Source organism: Bradyrhizobium sp. CCBAU 53415, assembly GCF_028128735.1.
Taxonomy (GTDB): domain Bacteria; phylum Pseudomonadota; class Alphaproteobacteria; order Rhizobiales; family Xanthobacteraceae; genus Bradyrhizobium.
This window is the reverse complement of record NZ_LBJF01000023.1, coordinates 21,620-39,093: the sequence shown is the minus strand read 5'-3', so window position 1 is coordinate 39,093 and position 17,474 is coordinate 21,620. Positions and strand designations below refer to the sequence as shown.

At 64.7% G+C, this 17,474-nt stretch carries 18 protein-coding genes; 10 read left to right on the top strand and 8 right to left on the bottom strand.

All coding sequences use genetic code 11. The features are described from left to right. Positions 1-49 precede the first annotated feature (49 nt). Complete coding sequence (locus XH87_RS16010) at positions 50-1,099, bottom strand: substrate-binding domain-containing protein (protein ID WP_271588027.1); 1,050 nt, start codon at positions 1,097-1,099, stop codon at positions 50-52. A 246-nt stretch (positions 1,100-1,345) separates the two neighbouring features. On the opposite strand from XH87_RS16010, the gene XH87_RS16005 reads away from it, so the two are divergent. Together XH87_RS16005 and XH87_RS16000 are read left to right on the top strand one after the other, a co-directional pair. Beyond that, positions 1,346-1,801 (top strand): MarR family winged helix-turn-helix transcriptional regulator, encoded by a 456-nt coding sequence (locus XH87_RS16005; protein WP_271588026.1) that lies wholly within the window; start codon positions 1,346-1,348, stop codon positions 1,799-1,801. Further along, a complete protein-coding gene (locus XH87_RS16000; protein WP_271588025.1) occupies positions 1,798-2,025 on the top strand; it encodes a hypothetical protein in 228 nt (75 codons plus the stop codon). Before XH87_RS16005 ends, XH87_RS16000 begins: the two co-directional genes overlap by 4 nt. Before the next feature lie 392 nt (positions 2,026-2,417). On the opposite strand, the gene hydA is transcribed toward XH87_RS16000, so the two are convergent. From hydA to XH87_RS15975, 5 genes are read right to left on the bottom strand one after another with little or no spacing between them, the layout of a single operon-like run. Continuing rightward, on the bottom strand, positions 2,418-3,878 hold the full coding sequence (gene hydA / locus XH87_RS15995; RefSeq protein ID WP_271588024.1) for a dihydropyrimidinase: 1,461 nt from the start codon (positions 3,876-3,878) through the stop codon (positions 2,418-2,420). Continuing rightward, the gene (locus tag XH87_RS15990) at positions 3,839-4,576 is read right to left on the bottom strand and encodes a maleate cis-trans isomerase family protein (protein ID WP_271588023.1); all 738 of its coding nucleotides are present in this window, start codon (positions 4,574-4,576) and stop codon (positions 3,839-3,841) included. Before XH87_RS15990 ends, hydA begins: the two co-directional genes overlap by 40 nt. Before the next feature lie 3 nt (positions 4,577-4,579). Beyond that, positions 4,580-5,356 carry an ABC transporter ATP-binding protein gene (locus tag XH87_RS15985; RefSeq protein ID WP_271588022.1) on the bottom strand — a complete coding sequence of 259 codons (777 nt, stop codon included), beginning with the start codon at positions 5,354-5,356 and terminating at the stop codon, positions 4,580-4,582. Then, positions 5,356-6,207: an ABC transporter permease gene (locus XH87_RS15980; protein ID WP_271588021.1), complete on the bottom strand. Its 852-nt coding sequence runs from the start codon at positions 6,205-6,207 to the stop codon at positions 5,356-5,358. Before XH87_RS15980 ends, XH87_RS15985 begins: the two co-directional genes overlap by 1 nt. Further along, positions 6,191-7,195, bottom strand: coding sequence for an ABC transporter substrate-binding protein (locus XH87_RS15975; protein ID WP_271588020.1), 1,005 nt, complete (start codon positions 7,193-7,195; stop codon positions 6,191-6,193). Before XH87_RS15975 ends, XH87_RS15980 begins: the two co-directional genes overlap by 17 nt. 198 nt (positions 7,196-7,393) lie before the next feature. Between XH87_RS15975 and XH87_RS15970 the strand changes: the two genes are divergently transcribed. Next, the gene (locus XH87_RS15970; RefSeq protein WP_271588019.1) at positions 7,394-8,104 is read left to right on the top strand and encodes a GntR family transcriptional regulator; all 711 of its coding nucleotides are present in this window, start codon (positions 7,394-7,396) and stop codon (positions 8,102-8,104) included. Between the two features lie 2 nt (positions 8,105-8,106). Next, the gene (locus XH87_RS15965) at positions 8,107-8,856 is read left to right on the top strand and encodes an aspartate/glutamate racemase family protein (protein WP_271588018.1); all 750 of its coding nucleotides are present in this window, start codon (positions 8,107-8,109) and stop codon (positions 8,854-8,856) included. On the opposite strand, the gene XH87_RS15960 is transcribed toward XH87_RS15965, so the two are convergent. Further along, the gene (locus XH87_RS15960; protein WP_271588017.1) at positions 8,857-10,233 is read right to left on the bottom strand and encodes an amidase; all 1,377 of its coding nucleotides are present in this window, start codon (positions 10,231-10,233) and stop codon (positions 8,857-8,859) included. An 88-nt stretch (positions 10,234-10,321) separates the two neighbouring features. Between XH87_RS15960 and XH87_RS15955 the strand changes: the two genes are divergently transcribed. From XH87_RS15955 to XH87_RS15940, 4 genes are read left to right on the top strand one after another with little or no spacing between them, the layout of a single operon-like run. Further along, positions 10,322-11,416, top strand: coding sequence for an ABC transporter ATP-binding protein (locus XH87_RS15955; protein WP_271588016.1), 1,095 nt, complete (start codon positions 10,322-10,324; stop codon positions 11,414-11,416). A 26-nt stretch (positions 11,417-11,442) separates the two neighbouring features. Next, entirely contained in the window at positions 11,443-12,489 is a 1,047-nt protein-coding gene (locus tag XH87_RS15950; protein ID WP_271588015.1) for an ABC transporter substrate-binding protein, read from the top strand. Between the two features lie 15 nt (positions 12,490-12,504). Next, positions 12,505-13,368: an ABC transporter permease gene (locus tag XH87_RS15945; protein WP_271588014.1), complete on the top strand. Its 864-nt coding sequence runs from the start codon at positions 12,505-12,507 to the stop codon at positions 13,366-13,368. Further along, positions 13,368-14,183, top strand: a complete 816-nt coding sequence (locus tag XH87_RS15940) for an ABC transporter permease (RefSeq protein WP_035701676.1) — start codon at positions 13,368-13,370, stop codon at positions 14,181-14,183. The genes XH87_RS15945 and XH87_RS15940 overlap by 1 nt, the downstream gene beginning before the upstream one ends. Here XH87_RS15940 and XH87_RS15935 read toward each other — a convergent pair whose 3' ends face one another. Then, complete coding sequence (locus tag XH87_RS15935; protein ID WP_199762905.1) at positions 14,184-14,519, bottom strand: hydroxyisourate hydrolase; 336 nt, start codon at positions 14,517-14,519, stop codon at positions 14,184-14,186. 25 nt (positions 14,520-14,544) lie between these two features. Between XH87_RS15935 and XH87_RS15930 the strand changes: the two genes are divergently transcribed. Both XH87_RS15930 and XH87_RS15925 read left to right on the top strand, forming a co-directional pair. After that, entirely contained in the window at positions 14,545-15,744 is a 1,200-nt protein-coding gene (locus tag XH87_RS15930) for an MFS transporter (RefSeq protein ID WP_271588013.1), read from the top strand. Then, entirely contained in the window at positions 15,725-17,092 is a 1,368-nt protein-coding gene (locus XH87_RS15925; protein WP_271588012.1) for an amidase, read from the top strand. The genes XH87_RS15930 and XH87_RS15925 overlap by 20 nt, the downstream gene beginning before the upstream one ends. Positions 17,093-17,474: the final 382 nt, after the last annotated feature.

Sequence of the window (17,474 nt, the reverse complement as noted above, 5' to 3'; positions counted from 1 at the left end):
CTTGAGATGGAAAATATTAAGAATACAATATTTGAAAAAGCAAGCGTTTTTATCGCCGCGCAATGATGGAGAAATCGTAACCATCGAGCCGAGCGAGATAGATGGGATGACGGCCGCCGACCACCGATTGCGCCAAATCGCCTCGTGCCGTGCGCCGCTGGAACGTCCTTCCGTACAGGCTGGTCAATTTGCGCGCATCGAGGCTGGCGGCTTCCTCGATCAAGGACGCGAGCGAGTAGATGCCCTCGTAGCAGGACTGACCAAAGGCATTCACAGGAGGCGGACTATCGCCGAACGCCGTGTGGTAACGCTCCAGAAACGCGCCATTGTTGCGGGAGCGGATCGATCCATAATAGCTCGATGCAGCGTAGAGATTCTCGGTTTCGTTCAAGCCGAGACCGTACGCCACGGTCTCGTCGACCGCCGAGGAAAATCGCAGCACACGCGGACTCAACCCTGCCGCATAGAAGGCCCGATTGAATGCGATGCAATCGCCGCCAAGGAAATACGGAAGAACAACGTCCGAGCGCGTTGCCTTGATCCGCTCCAGTATCTCGTCGAAGTCATGTTCGCCGACAGGCAGATAGTATTCACCCGTGACCGCGCCGCCAAAGCGGGTGATCAATGCACGCGCAATCTGAAGGGATGAACGAGGCCATACGTAATCATTGCCGCAAAGAAAATAGCGGCGTGCACGCCTCGTTTCCGAGAGCCACTGAACCGCTGGAGCAAGCAACTCTTCGGCTGTCTCACCGGTCGCCATGACGTCCAGCGTCGATGAGCGGCCCTCGAATTGCGGGGTATATATGAACGGAACGCGACCACCGGCAGCGCGCGCCACGAAATCGCGTGCGAAGCTCGGCAACATCCCGACTATGCCGTCAACACCATCGATTTCGATCGCATCGCGCGCGGCCCGGCCCGCGCTCGGACCGGTTTCTCCGGCGTTCACGACGTGCAATTCAACTGGACGTCGCAGGACGCCGGACATTCCGTTGATCTCGTCGACGGCCAGGCGTCCGCACGCCTCGGCTGACGGGGCCCAAAGCCCCGCAGCCCCGTTCTGCGGTATGAGCAGACATATCCGGACGCTACGCAACGGTGGTGTCTCCGCACTTTCCGTGCACAGAGCACTCACGAATCATGCCAACGGCAATCCAGTGCCGCTTGAGCCGGTTTCACTACGAAAACACTCGATCTGGAAAGCAACCTGCCCATTTTCGCGGCGCCACCTGATGCACTAGCCGCTTCACTAGGCATTTGCGCTCAAATCTGCTTTTCGCTTGCTCCCTTTTACATTCCAAGGCAAATGTTGAAATATCAAATAATTCGCTGAAGGTGCAACGTGGACCTCCCTGAACTCATCCGAGGTGTGAATCGCCGGCTTGAGCAGATGCTGGAAGCGGAGCTCAAGCCACGAAGCATGTCTCTTCACCAGTACCGCGTGCTCGAGGCGCTGACCGAAAGAAACGGGCTGGCGATGGGCGACCTGGCAACCCGGCTCTTTGTCGATGGTCCAACGCTCACAAAGATCATCGATAGAATGGTCGAGTCGGCGCAGGTCTATCGCGCTCCCGATCCACATGACCGGCGCAGGGTCCTGATTTTCCTCTCGCAGCGAGGCGCAGCGCAATTCAAGGATATCGGCCCACTCATCAAGTCCATTCAGCAGGACGTTCTGGACAGGCTCGGCGCATCGGATGCCGCAGCTTTGACGAACCTGCTTTCGGAGCTGCTTAGCGATCGCATTGGTACGCATCCATATCCTGTTCGCGGGCGTGAAACACTGAACTACGAATGATGGCTCTCACCCATGAACTACGGCAAGCCGCTGTAGATCACCACCAGCTGGATCAGCAGCGGCGTGCCGCGGAAGAACCAGGTGCAGAAGCGCGAAAACCCGACAGCAACGGGTTGGACGACATGCGCATCAACGCGATGCCCATGCCGGGGATCAATCCACCGATGACAGCCGCCGCCGTCGATCCGATGGTGACGAGCACACGCTTCATCAGAAGTAATTGAAGAAGTAAGTGACAGCGGCCGTCGGACTGGAATGGCTCGTCGGCTCGTCTCCGTAGGTATCAGGCCGGACCGGGACCGGCGATCGCAAGCGGCTGGTCGGCCGGCATGCTGGTTAGGCCGAACTTATCGAACAGCCCCTAGTAGCTGCCATCGGCGCGCGTCGCATTCAGCGGCTTCACGACGGCGTCAACCACCGTCCTGTTGCGGGAACCGAGCGTGGTCCGTGCCGTGCCGAGCCCGCTCAAGACCTCTTTCACCCGACCACGGCCGACGAGATCGCGCGCCACGCCGTCGACGAGCAGCGCATTGTCAATCTACCACGTTCGCCATTCGCGGCGACGGGCCGATGAACCGAGCGCGGGCATCGTCGCGGAGCCAGACCACACGAAAGATCAGATCAGGCTCGACTTGCCGCGGCTGAGAACTTCGCCGGCGCCTTTGTCGCCAACGATCCGTCCCTGCTCGCACACAATTCGCCCGCGGGCGATTGTCGTCACCGGCCATCCCGTGACCTCGAACCCTTCCCATGGCGTGTAGTCCGAGCCGTGATGCAGATCGGCCTGCCGGATGGGCTTCTTCAATTTTGGATCCCAGAGAACGATGTCGGCATCAAAGCCGACGCCGATCGAGCCCTTGCGCGGATAGAGGCCGTAGATGCGGGCGTGGTTGGTCGCTGTCAGCTCGACGAACCTTTGCAGGGTGATGCGGCCCTTCGAGACGCCCTCGGAGAACAGGATCGGCAGCCGGGTCTCGACGCCGGGAATGCCGTTCGGCACCCAGCGGAACGAGGTGCGCGCATTCGGCGTCAGCTTGCCCTTCGGATCGTCGTAGCGGAACGGACAGTGGTCGGACGAGAAGGTCTGGAACACGCCTGATGTGATGCCCTCCCAGATCGCCTGCTGGCTCTCGACATCTCGCGGCGGCGGCGAGCAGACGTATTTCGCGCCCGTGATGTCCATGTTCAGGCCCTTCATGTCGTCGGCCGTCAGCGTGATGTATTGGGGGCAGGTCTCCGCATGCACCGGCAATCCGCGCAGCTGGGCCCAGCGCACCTGCTCCATCGCCTCGCGCCCGGAGACGTGCACGATCATGATGGGCACGCCGACGATCTCGGCGTGGCTGATGGCACGATGCGTCGCCTCGCGCTCGACGGCCTGGGGCCGCGAGGTGCCGTGGTAATAGGGCGCGATGTGGCCCTCGCGCTCCAGCTTGCTGGTGAGGAAGCGGATGGCGTCATAGCCCTCGCAATGAACCATCACCAGCGCCTCCTCGCGGCGCGCGACGTCGAAGACTTCGAGCAACTGCCTGTCGCTGAGCACGAGGTCGTCATAGGTCATGAACACCTTGAAGGAGGTGTAGCCGTCCTTGACCAGAGCCGGCAGTTCCTGCCCGAGCACGACCGCGGTCGGATCGGAGATGATGAGATGGAACGCCGTGTCGATATAGCACTCGCCTTCGGCGAGCTTGCGGTAGTTCTCGACACAGGTCCGCAGCGAGGTCCCCTTCTCCTGGAGCGCGAAGGGCAGCACCATGGTGTTGCCGCCGGCAGCAGCCGCACGCGTCGCCGAGGCAAAATCGTCGGCCATCACCACATCGGGACCCGACGGCTGGGAGATGTGGACGTGGCTGTCGATGCCGCCCGGCAGCGCGAGCAGGCCTGTCGCATCGATCTCGCGCACAGCGCCCTCGAGATGATCGGCAATGCCGACGATGCGGCCGTCGCGAATGCCGATATCGGCGCGAAACTCGTCGCTGGCCGTCACGATGATGCCGCCGCGAATGGCGAGATCGAGCTGCGTCACATGAGTCTCCGTCACTTGATGACTGGCACCGTCTGGAAGATCCGACCCCATTGCTCGAGGACCGTGTTGTCACCGCCGGCGAGGCCGAGCGTCCGCCACAACGTGACCGCCACCGAATCCAGCACGGCGATGTTCAACTCCCGTTCGAGCGAGGCGGCCAGTTCGGCTCCGTCGAGATTGGTGCAGAGGATAACGACGGCATCGGCGCCGTCTGCCACCACCGAGCGGATCATGTCGCCGATCGTGGCAGGTGCGACCTCGCCGAAGGAGAAATTGTCACGGAGACCGAGATGCCGCTCTGCGTGCGGCGCAACTCCCTCCCCGGCCCAGACACCGGCGATCCGTCGCTGTACGTCATCGGTATAGGGCGAGACCAGTCCGACACGTTTTGCGCCGAGCGCGCGGGCGGCGTCGATGCATGCGAGCGTGGACGTCGTCGCCGGGACACCCGTGCGCGCCGTGATCGCTTCGCACAGGCTTCTGTCGCGGCCGATCCCGAGCCAGCTCGCCGAGGTGCCGTTCCAGGCTATGGCGTCGACCTTGGCATCGGCCAGCAATTCCGCGGCCGGAAGCATCACGGATGCATCGAACTGGCTAAGCGCGGCAGCGTCGAGCGCAATCTCGGTGACGCGGAAGCGCGAAAAATGTGCGGTGACGCCGGGAGCGCCGGCCAGCATGGCGCTGGTGACGGGCTCGAGCACCGAGTTGGAGGACGGCGTGATCATGCCGAGACGCTTGCGCATAGCCATACCTTACGACGCCTGCGCAAGGCGCGTCGACTCCTCCCGGATCAAAGCCAGGATGTGGCGCTTGGCGTCGTTGAACTCGGGGCTGGTGATATCGCGCGGGCGCGGCAGGTCGAAATTGACGGCCTCGCGGATCCGGCCCGGCCGCCTGGTCATCACCACGATCTTGTTGCCGAGCACCAGCGCCTCGTCGACGCTGTGGGTGACGAACACGATGGTGCAGCGGCGCTTCTGCCAGATCGCGACCAGTTCCTCCTGCATTTCGAGCTTGGTCTGGGCATCCAGCGCCGCGAACGGCTCGTCCATCAGGATCACGCTCGGGTTCATCAGGAGTGCGCGGGCAATGCCGACGCGCTGATTCATGCCGCCCGACATTTCGGAGGGATGATGATGCTCGAAGCCGCGCAGGCCGACGAGATCGATGAACTCCATGGCGCGGTGGTGCCGCTCGGCCTTGGCGACGCCCTTGAGCTTGAGATGGAAAGCGATGTTGTCGATTGCCGTCAGCCACGGCATCAGGGTCGGCTGCTGGAACACCACGCCACGGTCCGAACCGGGCCGCTCTACCTGCTTGCCATCCACCAGCGTGCGGCCGGAGGTCGCCTGCTCGAAGCCGGCGATGATGTTGAGGAGGGTCGACTTGCCACAACCGGACGGGCCGAGCAGACAGACGAAATCATTGGCCTCGATGTCGAGATTGATGTTGTCCAGCGTCAGCAGGTCGCGGCCGCGCCGCTTGTCGGAAAACACCTTTACGATGTTGCGAATCTCGATTGCCGCCATCAGCCCGCCCTGCCCTGCACGGTGGTGGTCTGCTGCCAGCGCAGCGTGCGCGCCATGATCGCCTTGAGGCCGAGGTCGGAGAGATAGCCGAGCAGCCCGATCGAGATCATCGCAGCCAACACGATGTCGTAGCGCAGAAAATAGTAGGAATCCCACAAGACGTAGCCGAGGCCGCTTTTCACTGCGACCATCTCGGCCGTGACCGTCAGCATCCAGGCCGAGCCGACCGCGATGCGCAGGCCGGCGAAGATCGAGGGCAGCGCCGCCGGCAGCACGATGTCGGTCAGCATCTGCCGTCCGTTCGCGCCCATCATCGCGCCGGCCCGCACGAGATTGTGGTCCACGGTCTTGACGCCATGGATGCTGTTCATCAGCACCGGAAAGAATGCGCCGAGAAAGACCAGGAAGATTGCCGGCTTGTCGGCGATGCCGAACCAGATGATGGCGAGCGGAATCCAGGACACCGGCGGGATGGGGCGCAACATCTGCAGTGTCGGCTCCAGCGTTTTCTCGAACAACCGGGACCAGCCGATCGCGACCCCCGCGAGGATGCCGAGCAGGCTTGCCAATGCAAAGCCGCCAAAGACGCGAAGAGCGCTGGCGAGCGCATCACGCAGCCAATGGCCGGAATAGGTCTGCGTGGTCTCGTCGAAGCCGAACACCCAGTCGCCGAGGGCATGCAGCACCGCGCTCGGCGCCGGCAGCAGCGCGGGCGGAAGCATGCCGCTGCGGGCAAACGCCTCCCAGCCCGCGATCAGCAGCGCGGGAACGACGAGGCGCTCCAGGCCCTGAAACGCCCGCATCGGCCGAAACGCCGGCTTGGCCGGCGAGACGTCAGTAACCGAGGTCATTCTTGGCCTTTCCGGTGGCCTGCTCCAGGAACGAATAGTCCATATTCTTCTCCGCTTCTGCGGACACGTCCTTCGAAATGTACTTGAGGTCGCGCATCATCGCCGCGATCGCCAGCGTCTGCGGACGATGGATCGCTGGATCGGGTGATGCATTCTTCAGTGCCTCGGTCGCCACCGTCTTGTCGAGGCCAGTGAGCTTGTTGATGACCTCGACCCACGGTCCCTTGTCGGCGATCAGCTTGTTGTCGAGTTCGACCACCGCGCTGACGACGCCCTGGACGCCGGCGCGCCGGCTCGCGATCACGTCGGAACGGGTGACGATGAGGTTCGTGAGATTCCCAGCGGCCTGTTCATACGGCAGCACGAAGTGCTTGCCGGCGCCGGCGAGCCGGATCTGCGAGGCAAACGGCTCGACCGAGCAGATCATGTCGACCTCGCCGCGCTGGAGCGCTGCGAGATGGTCGGACGGATTGGGAATGTTGATGAATTGAATGTCCTTGTTGGGGTCGACACCCTGCTTGAGGAACGCGCCGCGCATGTGGATGTCCTGCGCGTTGCCGCGGGACGCGGCAACCTTGAGCGGCTGGCCGTCGCTCTTCGCCTTCGCGACGGTTGCCTTGAACGTGGCCCAGTCTTCGGCCGGCAGGTTCAGCTTCGCGGAGGAGAGACATTCCGAGCCGCCGTTGATCTGGCCCGATACGGCGACGACGTCGAATCCTTTGTCGAGCGCGGTGATGTAGTGGAGGTAGGTGACCTGCGCGACGTCGATGCTCTTCGATACCAGCGCGGTGAGAACGTCATTGCCGGAGTTGAAGCCCGTGGCTTCGACCTCGACGTTCCTGGCCACCCCGGGGACCAACGACATCGGCAGGCAGTGTGCGCATTTGGCGTAACCGAGCTTGATCTTCGCCGTCTGCGCCAAGGCGAGATCGCTTCCGCCAAGCATTGCCGCCATCGCCACGAGGCCCAGTCGCAAACTCGTCCGCATCGCTTACTCCGTTTCGAAGGCGCGAGATCTCGCGCGTCTGGCGCGATCATCGACCGGCCTTTGCGGCAGCGCAACGGAGATTTTGCATGCTGCATACAATTTGCGCGTTGTGCCATTGTTTTCAGCTAGATGGGTCGGTATTTTAGGCAACTCGAAGGGCCGGAAACGGCTAACATGAATTGAAGCAGTGAGGCACGCGTGCAGCAGAAATCGGATGCGCCGAAGGGACGAAAGTCGCCCAAGCTCAAGCGGATAGGCCTGCATGAGCGCGCCGCCGCGCGGATGCGAACGATGATCATTCGCGGCGAGCTGCCGCCGGGATCGCAAACGCAGGAGACCCGGCTGTCGAAGGAGCTCGGCGTGTCGCGCACCCCGTTGCGCGAGGCGATGAAGGTGCTGGCGGCCGAGGGGCTGATCGAGCTTCGCCCCAACCGCAGCCCGCGCATTGCCGATATCGCGGTCGACGGCATCTCGGAATTGTTCGAGGCCCTCGCCGGCATCGAGCGGCTGGCCGCCGAGCTTGCAGCAGAGCGCGCCACCGCGCGCGATCTCGCCCGCCTGCGCACGCTTCAGACTCGGATGGAAGGTCATCACCGCAACGGCAGGCTCGACGACTATTTCGCCATCAACGGCGAGATCCACAACACCATCGTCCGCATGGCCCGCAACACGCCGCTGCGCGAGGCGCACGAGACGCTGATCTCCCGCGCCGAGCGTGCGCGTTACCTCGCGCTCGGCGCTAGCAGGCGCTGGAGCAATTCGGTCGACGAGCACGCCGATATCCTGGCCGCCCTCGAAGCGCGCAACGGCGAAGCGGCCGGCCGCCTGCTCGGCGCCCACGTCGCCCGCACAGGAACCGCGCTGCTCGAAGTCCTCGCCGCCTCTCAAGCCAAGCAGACGGCGGCATAATCATGAAGCTGCTGCTGCTCAACCCGAACACAAGCAAGGAGGTCACGCACCTGATGATGGGTGTCGGGCAGCGCACGGCCTCCCCCGGGACCGAGCTGATCCCCTGCACCGCGACCCGCGGCGTGCCTTATATCGCGACGCGCACCGAGGCGCAGATCGGCGGCGCCATCGCACTGGAGATGCTGGCCGAGCAGCATCGGAGGGTCGATGCTGCGATCATTGCGGCGTTCGGCGATCCCGGCCTGTTCGCCGCGCGCGAGACCTTCGACATTCCCGTGGTCGGCATGGCGGAAGCCGCGATGCTGACCGCCTGCATGGCCGGGCGCCGCTTTGCCATCGTCACTTTCGCCCAGGCGCTGGGGCCCTGGTACGAGGAATGCGTGCGCGCCCACGGGCTGTGGGCGCGCTGCGCCGGCATCCGCATGCTTGATACGCCCTTTCAGGCGATCTCCGAGGTGGGCACCGAGAAGGAGGACGTGCTGGTCAAGCTCGCCCAGCGCGCCATCGTCGAGGACGAGGCGGATGTGCTGATTTTTGCAGGCGCGCCACTCTCCGGCCTTGCCGAGCGCGTCGCCGACCGGATTCCCGTCCCTGTCGTCGACCAGGTCGCTGCTTCAGTGAAGCAGGCCGAGGCGCTGGTGGCCCTGCGCCTGCGCAAGGCAACGGCAGGCACGTTCCGCCGCCCCGCCGCCAAGCCGACCATTGGCCTCGCCGACGCGCTCGCCGCCCGGCTCGAGCATCGCGACAGCTGATCAGCAAGGCGGCCGGCGGTGCGAAAAACCCAGTTCGTTCTCGAGGATACGGCCAAAGGCAAACAAGCGGGATTCGCATCCCGGCGGCGCGATGATCTGGATGCCGAAGGGCAGTTCGCTCGCTTCTCGTCGTACCGGCACGGTCAGGACCGGAAAGCCGACCAGCGACACGATGAAAGTGACCGCGAGATAGTCGATCGGCGTCTCCAGTGCCGCTCCGTCAATCGCGGTGACATCGCTGATCTCGTTTGGCCAGGGAAAGACCGATGCCGCCGGCGCGACCAGGAAATCGGCGCGGGTGAACAGCTCGCAAAAGCTCCGATAGATCGCGGTGCGGCGGCGCTCGGCGTTGAGGTAATCGTCGGCCGAGAGGCTTGTACCCGCCTCGATGTTCCAGACCACCGTGGGCGTCAACTCGGCGCGGCGCGTCCTCAGCAGCTCACCGTGGCTGTCGGCAATGTGCGCGGCACGCAGCGTGCGGAAGGTCTCGATCGCACCGTTGCAATCGGGCGAGGAGGGCACGACATCGGCAACACGCGCGAGCGCCTCGCAGGCAGCGGCGAAACGGGCGCGGACGTTGCGCGCAACCGGCGCAACACCGAAATCGGGCGTGACGGCGACCCGCGGACGTCCTGCGAGCGGCCGATTGTCATGACCGACAGCAGTCGAGAGCGGATCGTTCGCATCACCTCCCGCACAGACCGACAGCGCAAGGGCGAGATCATCGACACCGCGGGCAAGAAAACCGTGGGTCGCCAGCATGTCCCAGCCGAGCGGACGGCTTGGCGACGGGATGCGGCCGGGCGTCGGCCGGATCGAGGCGACGTCGCAGAAGCTGGCGGGTGTGCGCACCGAGCCGCCGAAATCGGTGCCATGCGCCAGCGGTACCATGCCGGCCGCGACCGCGACAGCAGCGCCACCGGACGATCCGCCGGAGGTCAGCGCGGGATCGAACGGATTGCGTGTCGGCCCGCACAATCTGTTGGTGCAGACCGCACCGAAGCCGAATTCCGGCGTATTGGTCTTGCCCAGAACGACCGCACCGGCGCGACGCAGCCGCGCGACCACGAGATCATCCTCGGCCGGCACATGATCGCGGAACAGAACCGATCCATAGGTGGTCGCAAGCCCCGCCGTGTCGGTGAGATCTTTGATCGCGACAGGCACGCCATGCAGCGGGCCGATCGGCGTGGACGCATCACAGGTTTGCGCTGCACGACGGGCACCGTCGGCATCGACGGTCACGAACGCCGCCAATTGCGCGTCCTGATCCGCGATCCGAGCCAGATGGGCATCGACGACCTCTCGCGAGGACAGCTCGCGCTTCGTGATGGCGCGCGCGATGCTTGTGGCGGAGAGGTCGCAAATCGATGTCATCCGGCCACCATGCCAAAACCCGCGTCGAAAAGCGACAGGCGCGGGCACGAGACTTGCTTTCTCCTCTGGGGCAACGAGAGGCAACACCATGGCTGATGCGCCAAGCGGACGTTCGCTCGTCGTCGATGCGGTCACCCACCGCTATCCGAACGGCGCGCTCGCGGTCGAGAACATCAATCTGGACGTCAAGGGCGGCGAGATCATCGCCCTGCTCGGCCCGTCCGGCTGCGGCAAGACCACCCTGCTGCGCATCATCGCCGGCTTCATCGCGCAGAGCCAGGGCCGCATCATCATCGGCGATGACATCGTCGATGCGCTGCCGCCGAACAAGCGCGCCGTAGGCATCGTGTTCCAGAATTACGCGCTGTTCCCGCATCTGTCGATCAGCGAAAACGTGGCCTACGGGCTCGCCGCCCGCGGCATCGACAAGGCGACGCGGCAGCGCGAGGCGCAGCGCCTGCTCGAACTGGTGCAGCTTCCGACGATGGCCGAGCGGCTGCCGCGGCAGCTTTCCGGCGGCCAGCAGCAGCGCGTCGCGCTGGCCCGCGCGCTGGCGATCAAGCCGTCGATCCTGCTGCTCGACGAGCCCTTCGCCGCGCTCGACAAGAACTTGCGGCTCGACATGCAGATCGAGGTCAAGCGGCTGCAGCGCGTCTCCGGCATCACCACGTTGATCGTGACGCACGACCAGGAAGAAGCACTCTCGATGGCCGACCGCGTCGCCGTGCTGAGCCATGGCAAGCTCGAGCAGTTCGGCTCGCCGTCGGATGTCTACGACCGTCCGCAAACCCTGTTCGTCAACACATTCGTCGGCTCGACCAACCGCATGCCGGGCGTCGTGGTGTCGGCGGATCGCACGGCGGCAAAGATCCGTCTCGATGCCGGTGCCGAGATCATCGCACGGCCTGCGAGCGGTACGCTCAGCGAAGGCGGCCGCGTCACCGTCTGCATCCGGCCCGAACATCTGCAATTCGTCGGCGACGAGACCGGCTTTGCCGGCGTCGTCGGCATGTCGCTGCCGCTGGGCGCGACCGTCGTCCACGAGGTCACGACCGCCGACGGCTCCGGCGTGAAAGTCTCCCAGGCGCGCATAGGCGGGACGCGCGCGCTGGAGAATGGTGCTGCGGTGCGCCTTGCTCCGCTCGCCCCGTCGCTCGCCAACGCCTTTCCCGCCACGCTTTGATCCAGTCATAGTCCACGGAGCTCGACATGATCCTCAACCGCCGAAGCCTGCTGACGACCGCACTCACACTCGGTGCCATGAAGGCATTTCCCGGACTGAGCTACGCCCAGGCTCGCCCGCTGGTGTTCGCGACGTTCACCGGCAGCTGGGAGGAAGCGCACAAGGCCGTGCTGGTGCCGGCATTCCGGAAAGCCAACGCGGATGCCGCGATGGTGCTCGACCCCATGCTCTCGGTCGACCAGATCGCCAAGGTCAACGCCGCCAAGGCCAATCCGCCGATCGACGTCATGCTGCACGATCCCGGTCCCGCGCTCGTCGCAATCGGCCAGGATCTGGTCGAGCCATATCCGGTGGAGAAGAGCGCCTATTACAAGGACCTGATCGCCGAGGCGCAGGAGCCGATGGGCCCCGCCCCGTTTTTCCAGGTCGTCGGCCTCACCTACAATCCGGAAGCGATCAAGACACCGCCGACCTCCTGGGCCGATCTCTGGAAGCCCGAGTTCAAGGGCCGCGTCGGCATCACCAACCTCAATTCGACGCTCGGCACCGGCTGGCTGGTCGAGATCGCCAAGATGCGCGGCGGCTCCGAGGCGAACGTCGACCCCGGATTCAAGGCGCTGGACGAGCTCAAGCCCAATCTTGCGGCGGTCGCCGCCAATCCCGGCGCGCTCGCCACCCTGTTCCAGCAGGGCCAGATCGACATTTCGCCGGGCAATTTCAACGCCATCCAGATCCTGAAAGCGCGCGGTGTCCCGGTCGAGTTCGTGGCGCCGAAGGAAGGTGCCATCGCTTTCAAGACCACGATCCACATCGTCAAGAACTCGCCGAACCGCGAGCTCGCCTTCAAGCTGATCGAGGCGACCCTCACGCCGGAGGTACAGACTACGCTGATGAACCCGCCCTATCTGATCGTGCCGACCAATTCCAAGGTGGCGATGGGCGGCGAGATCGCACGCGTGCTCGCCAAGGACACGGCCGAGCTGAAGAAGAAGTTCGTGTTCCAGGACTGGAAGAAGATCAACGAGCAGCGCTCGGCCTGGATCGAGCGCTTCAACCGCGAGATCAAGATCTAGGGCCGGGACCTGGCGATGGGCGCAGCACCGGCATCACGGGACGTCACCTCCTACGGGATGGGATTGGCAGCGCCGCTGGCGCTGTTCTTCCTCGTCTTCTTCGTCGCGCCGCTGCTGCAATTGTTCTGGCTCTCGCTGCACAACGACACGGCCGCGCTCCATTGGGGACTCGGCCAGTACCTCCACTTCCTCACCGATCCCTTCAGCCTGGGCGTGCTCGGTTCGACGCTGTTGCTCGGCGCGGAGGTGACCGCCGTCTGTCTCCTGCTCGGCTTTCCCATCGCCTGGCTGTATCAAAGAGTCGGACCAAGGCTTCAGACCATCATCATCCTGATCGTGCTGCTGCCGCTCCTGACCAGTGTGGTGGTCCGCACCTTCGCCTGGATCGTCATCCTGGGCCGCCAGGGCATCATCAATGCGATGCTGCAATCCCTGGGCATCATCGATACACCATTGAAGCTGCTCTATACCCAGTTCGGCGTGGTGATCGCGCTGGCCCAGGTGCAGATGCCCTTGATGACGTTGCCGCTGATCACGGCGCTCGGCCGCATCGATCCCAACCTCGACGATGCCTCCTGCTCGCTCGGCGCCGGAAGCTGGCGCACCTTCTTCAGGATCGTGCTGCCGTTGTCGCTGCCCGGCGTGATCGCCGGCTGCACGCTGACCTATGCGGCGGCGATCACGGCCTTCATCACCCAGTCGCTGATCGGCGGCGGGCAGATGCTGTTCATGCCGATGTATCTCTACCAGCAGGCATCGACGCTGCAGAACTGGCCGTTCGCGTCGGCGATCTCGATCATCTTCCTGCTCGCCGTGCTCGCGGTCGTCTCGGTCTTCACCACGCTGGGCCGCATGTCGCGCGGCCATGGAGGCGGATGATGAGCAGCCGCAAGCGCACCTGGGAGGCGATCAGTTTCGAGTTGGTCATGACCGTGATCGCGATAATCGCGCTGATCATCATCATTGCGCCGTCGCTGGTGGTGCTGATCGTCTCCTTCACCAGTGGCTTCTCGCTGCGCTTTCCGCCGCCTGGCTATTCGCTGCGCTGGTACGCCGAGCTCTGGAATGCCTGGCAGCTGCATTTCGCGGCGAAAAACAGCCTAATCGTGGCGCTGTGGGCGACGGGGCTGTCCGTCGTGCTCGGCGTCGCCGCCGCGCTTGCGATCTCGCGCTCGCAAACACTGTCGGCCCGACTGCTCGATTCCCTGTTCATGTCGCCGCTGGTGCTGCCGGCGCTGGCCTTCGGGCTCGCCGCCTTGATGCTGTTCTCGCTGGTCGGCCTGCCGGTGTCACCGCTGACGCTGGTGATCGGCCACACCGTGGTCTGCGTCCCCTATATCGTGCGCAACACGGTTGCTGCGCTCGCCCAGTTGGAGCCGACCCTGCTCGAAAGCTCGGCCGTGCTGGGCGCCAGCCGCCTCTACACGTTCCGCCGCATCGTGCTGCCCCTGATCCGGCCCGGCATCATCGCGGGTGCCTTCATCGCCTTCATGTCATCCTTCGACAACGTGCCGGTGTCGCTGTTCCTGCGCGATGCCGCGACCGACATGCTGCCGATCCGGATGTGGCAGGATCTCGAAGGCAAGCTGGATGTAACCATCGCGGCCCTGTCTGGCGTGCTGATCATCGCGACCGTCGCCTTGGTCGCAGTCATGGAGCGCGTCACCGGCCTGTCGCGGCGACTGACGAATTGATCAGGCGCCGCGAAACAGCGAATAGCCCCAACGCGTGAATTTCAGCGGCAGATGAAAATGCTCGTCAGCATTCTTGATGCGGAAGCGGAACGGCGTCACGGTCAGGAAGCCGTCCCTGTCGCCGAAAAACTCGCCGAGATGAAACAGGACCTCGTACTCGCCTGCCGAAACGTCCTCGCCTCGCGCAATGGGATGATCGAGCACACCATTGGCGCCCAGTCGCCCCTCCGCGACACGAACCTTCTCGGGATCGATCCGCCAGATCTCGACGCGCAGTCCTTGCGCGGGCCGGCCGCTCGCCACATCGACTGCGTGAATGGAAATGCCGCCTGCCACCATGTTCCTCCGTAAGCGCGCCGCCATGGTAGACGCAGACAGTGCCGTTCGGCCAGCACCGCCGGCGTTGCTGCCGGCCCTGGGGGCGATGATCTCGCTTCAGGCGCTGGTGGCGCTGGCCCTGTTCGCGCCGGGCGTGGTGGCACCGCGCGCCCATATCGAGGTCTGGCAGATCTCGATGTTCTCCTGCGCGGTCTTTGCCGTCGGCATCCCCGCCTCGTTCTGGTGCGGCGGCTTCATCACGCGCATGGGCTCGCTCCGGATCGCGAGCCTGTGCGCGGCGGCCATCGTCGTCAGCATGGCGCTGGCCTCGCTCGGCTCGGCGGCGGCCCTGCTCGCTGCCGGCCTATGCCTCGGCCTTGCCTTCGGACCAGAGACGCCAGCGAGCGCGGCGCTGCTGGCACGCCTCGTGACGGCCGAGCGTCGCGCTTTTGTGTTCTCGGTGCGTCAGACCGGCAACCAGATCGGCGCCGTTTGCGGTTCGCTGGTGCTGCCCGCGATCGCGATCTCGCTGGGACCCGCCTGGTGCTACGCCGCGGTCGGCGCCTGTGCGCTGCTCGCGATCCCGCTGTTTGAGCGCCTGCAGCGGGCCTACGCAGGCAAGGCCATCCCGCCTCCGGAGCTCGACCTCCGCGCCCGGCTGGCCCTCGTGACCGCGGACCGGCGCATCGCGATGCTGGCGCTGGCCTCGATGCCGTTCAGCGCCATGCAGGTCTCGCTCAACACGGTCTTCGTCACGCTCGGCACCCGCGAGCTTGGCCTCAGCCACATCGAAGCCGGTATGGCGCTCGCCTGCGCGCAGGCCGGCGGTCTGGTCGGCCGGCTCGGCTGGGGCTATGTCGCCATGCGCCTCGACGCCTCGCGCATGGTGCTCATCGTCATCGGCCTCGGCATGGCCTTCTGCGCCGCGCTGCTTGGCCTCGATGGCGCATCGCTCGGCCGCACCGGCCAATTTGCGATGGCGGCGCTGTTCGGCCTGACGGCCTCGGGCTGGAACGGTGTCTTCATCGCCGAGATTGCCCGCCTCGCGCCGCAGGACCGGATCGGCGAGACCACCGGCGCGGTGCTCACGGCATCCTATGCGGGCTTGCTCGCGGCCCCCACATTGTTGTCGATCCTGGATGCTACAGCGAGCCTCGGCGCGGCCTTCTTTGCCTTGGCGTGCCTTGCGCTGTGCGGCACATTGGCGCTGATCTGGGGAGGCCATGGCAAAAAGGACAAGTAGCGCGCGCGAGATTGCGGCGGACGTTACGGCAGGGCGGACGAGCGCGGTCGAAACCGCCAGGGGCGCCCTCGGCCGCATCGAGGCTGCGAAGAGCTTGAACGCCGTGGTCACGACAGATCCCTCGCGCACGCTTGCCGATGCCGCCGCCGTCGACGATCGCCTGCGCGCGGGCGAAGCGATGCCGCTTGCCGGCGTCCCCATTGTGGTCAAGGACAACATCTGGACCGGCGGCTGGCGCGTGACACAGGGCTCGCGCCTATTTGTCGATTTCGTCGCGCCGCAGGATGCGATCGCGATCGAGCGGCTGCGCCAAGCCGGCGCCGTCGTTGTCGGCATCGGGGCGACGTCGGAATTCGCCTGCAAGGGGGTGACGACCTCGCCGCTGTTCGGGCCGACGCGGCATCCTCTTGATCCCAAGCTGACGCCGGGCGGCTCGTCCGGCGGCCCGGCTGTCGCCGTCGCGGCCGGCCTCGTGCCGCTGGCGATCGGCACCGATGCCGGCGGCTCCAGCCGCAGGCCGCCGGCCCATGTCGGTGTGGTCGGCTTCAAGCCATCCTGCGGCGCGATCCCTTATGGACCCGGCTTCGCCGAGCCGTTCTTCGGTCTCTCCGTCATCGCGCCGATCGCCACCGACGTCGCCGACATCGCGCTGGCGTTCGAGACCATGGCCGGCGTCGATCGGCGCGATCCGGATTCGGCGAGCATTGCGCAAGAGACCGCCGATGTCGCTGGTCTACGCATCGCATTCTCGCCTCGCCTCGGTCTCGATGTCGCCGTCGATGATGCCGTCGCGAACGGGCTCGCTTCTGCCGTCGGGCGTCTCTCGGCCGCAGGATTGCGCGTCGTGCAAGACGATCCCGTCTGGCCGGCCGGCGCGACGGAAGACGCCATCATGCCGCTCCAGCATGCCGGCCTTGCCGCGCTCCATGGCGAACGCTTCCGCAAGGATCCGGCCGTCTTCGATCCTGATATCGCCACGCAGATCGAGCGAGGGCTGTCGTGGTCAGGCGCCGAGGTCGCCGGAGCGCTGGTCGCAAGTGCGGCAATTGCCACGGCGTTTGCGGCGTTCTTTGACGAGATCGACCTGCTGCTGACGCCAACCGTCCCATGCGTCGCGTGGCCGCTTGCGCAGCTCGGCCCTGACATGATCGGCGGAAACGCCGCAAGCCCGCGTGCCCATGCGGTGTTCACGCCCTTTGTCAATCATGCCCGCCTGCCGGCGATTTCGATTCCGTGCGGAGCGGATCGGTGCGGACTTCCGTTCGGCCTTCAGATCATCGCCGCGCGCGGACAAGACCGTCCGCTGCTTGAAGCAGCGCAAGAGATCGAAGCCATATTGCGAACGTAAATCCTGCCGTCACACGTCTCTTCCCGACTGGTCGTCACCAGCGGCCATGGCGTACCATCCGCATGATGACGATGAGGCCAAAGCACGATGCGCAAATGAAACGCATCAGGCGCCGTGCAAGACAAGCGAAAGGAAAGTGACCGCTTGTCGGAATGAGAGAGCCTTGACGCGCCAAGTCATTGAAATCGCTGGAGCGGGTGAAGGGAATCGAACCCTCGTATTCAGCTTGGAAGTCTAAATTCAGCACTATCCGCGAACTTCACTGAACGTCATTTGCTCTCACATTTCAACACTTTAGAGCAAAATCGAACTTCACTCAGAATCACGCAAAAACACCACCAATCTGGGGATTCTGCGCCCGATGAGCGCCCGAGAATCTGGT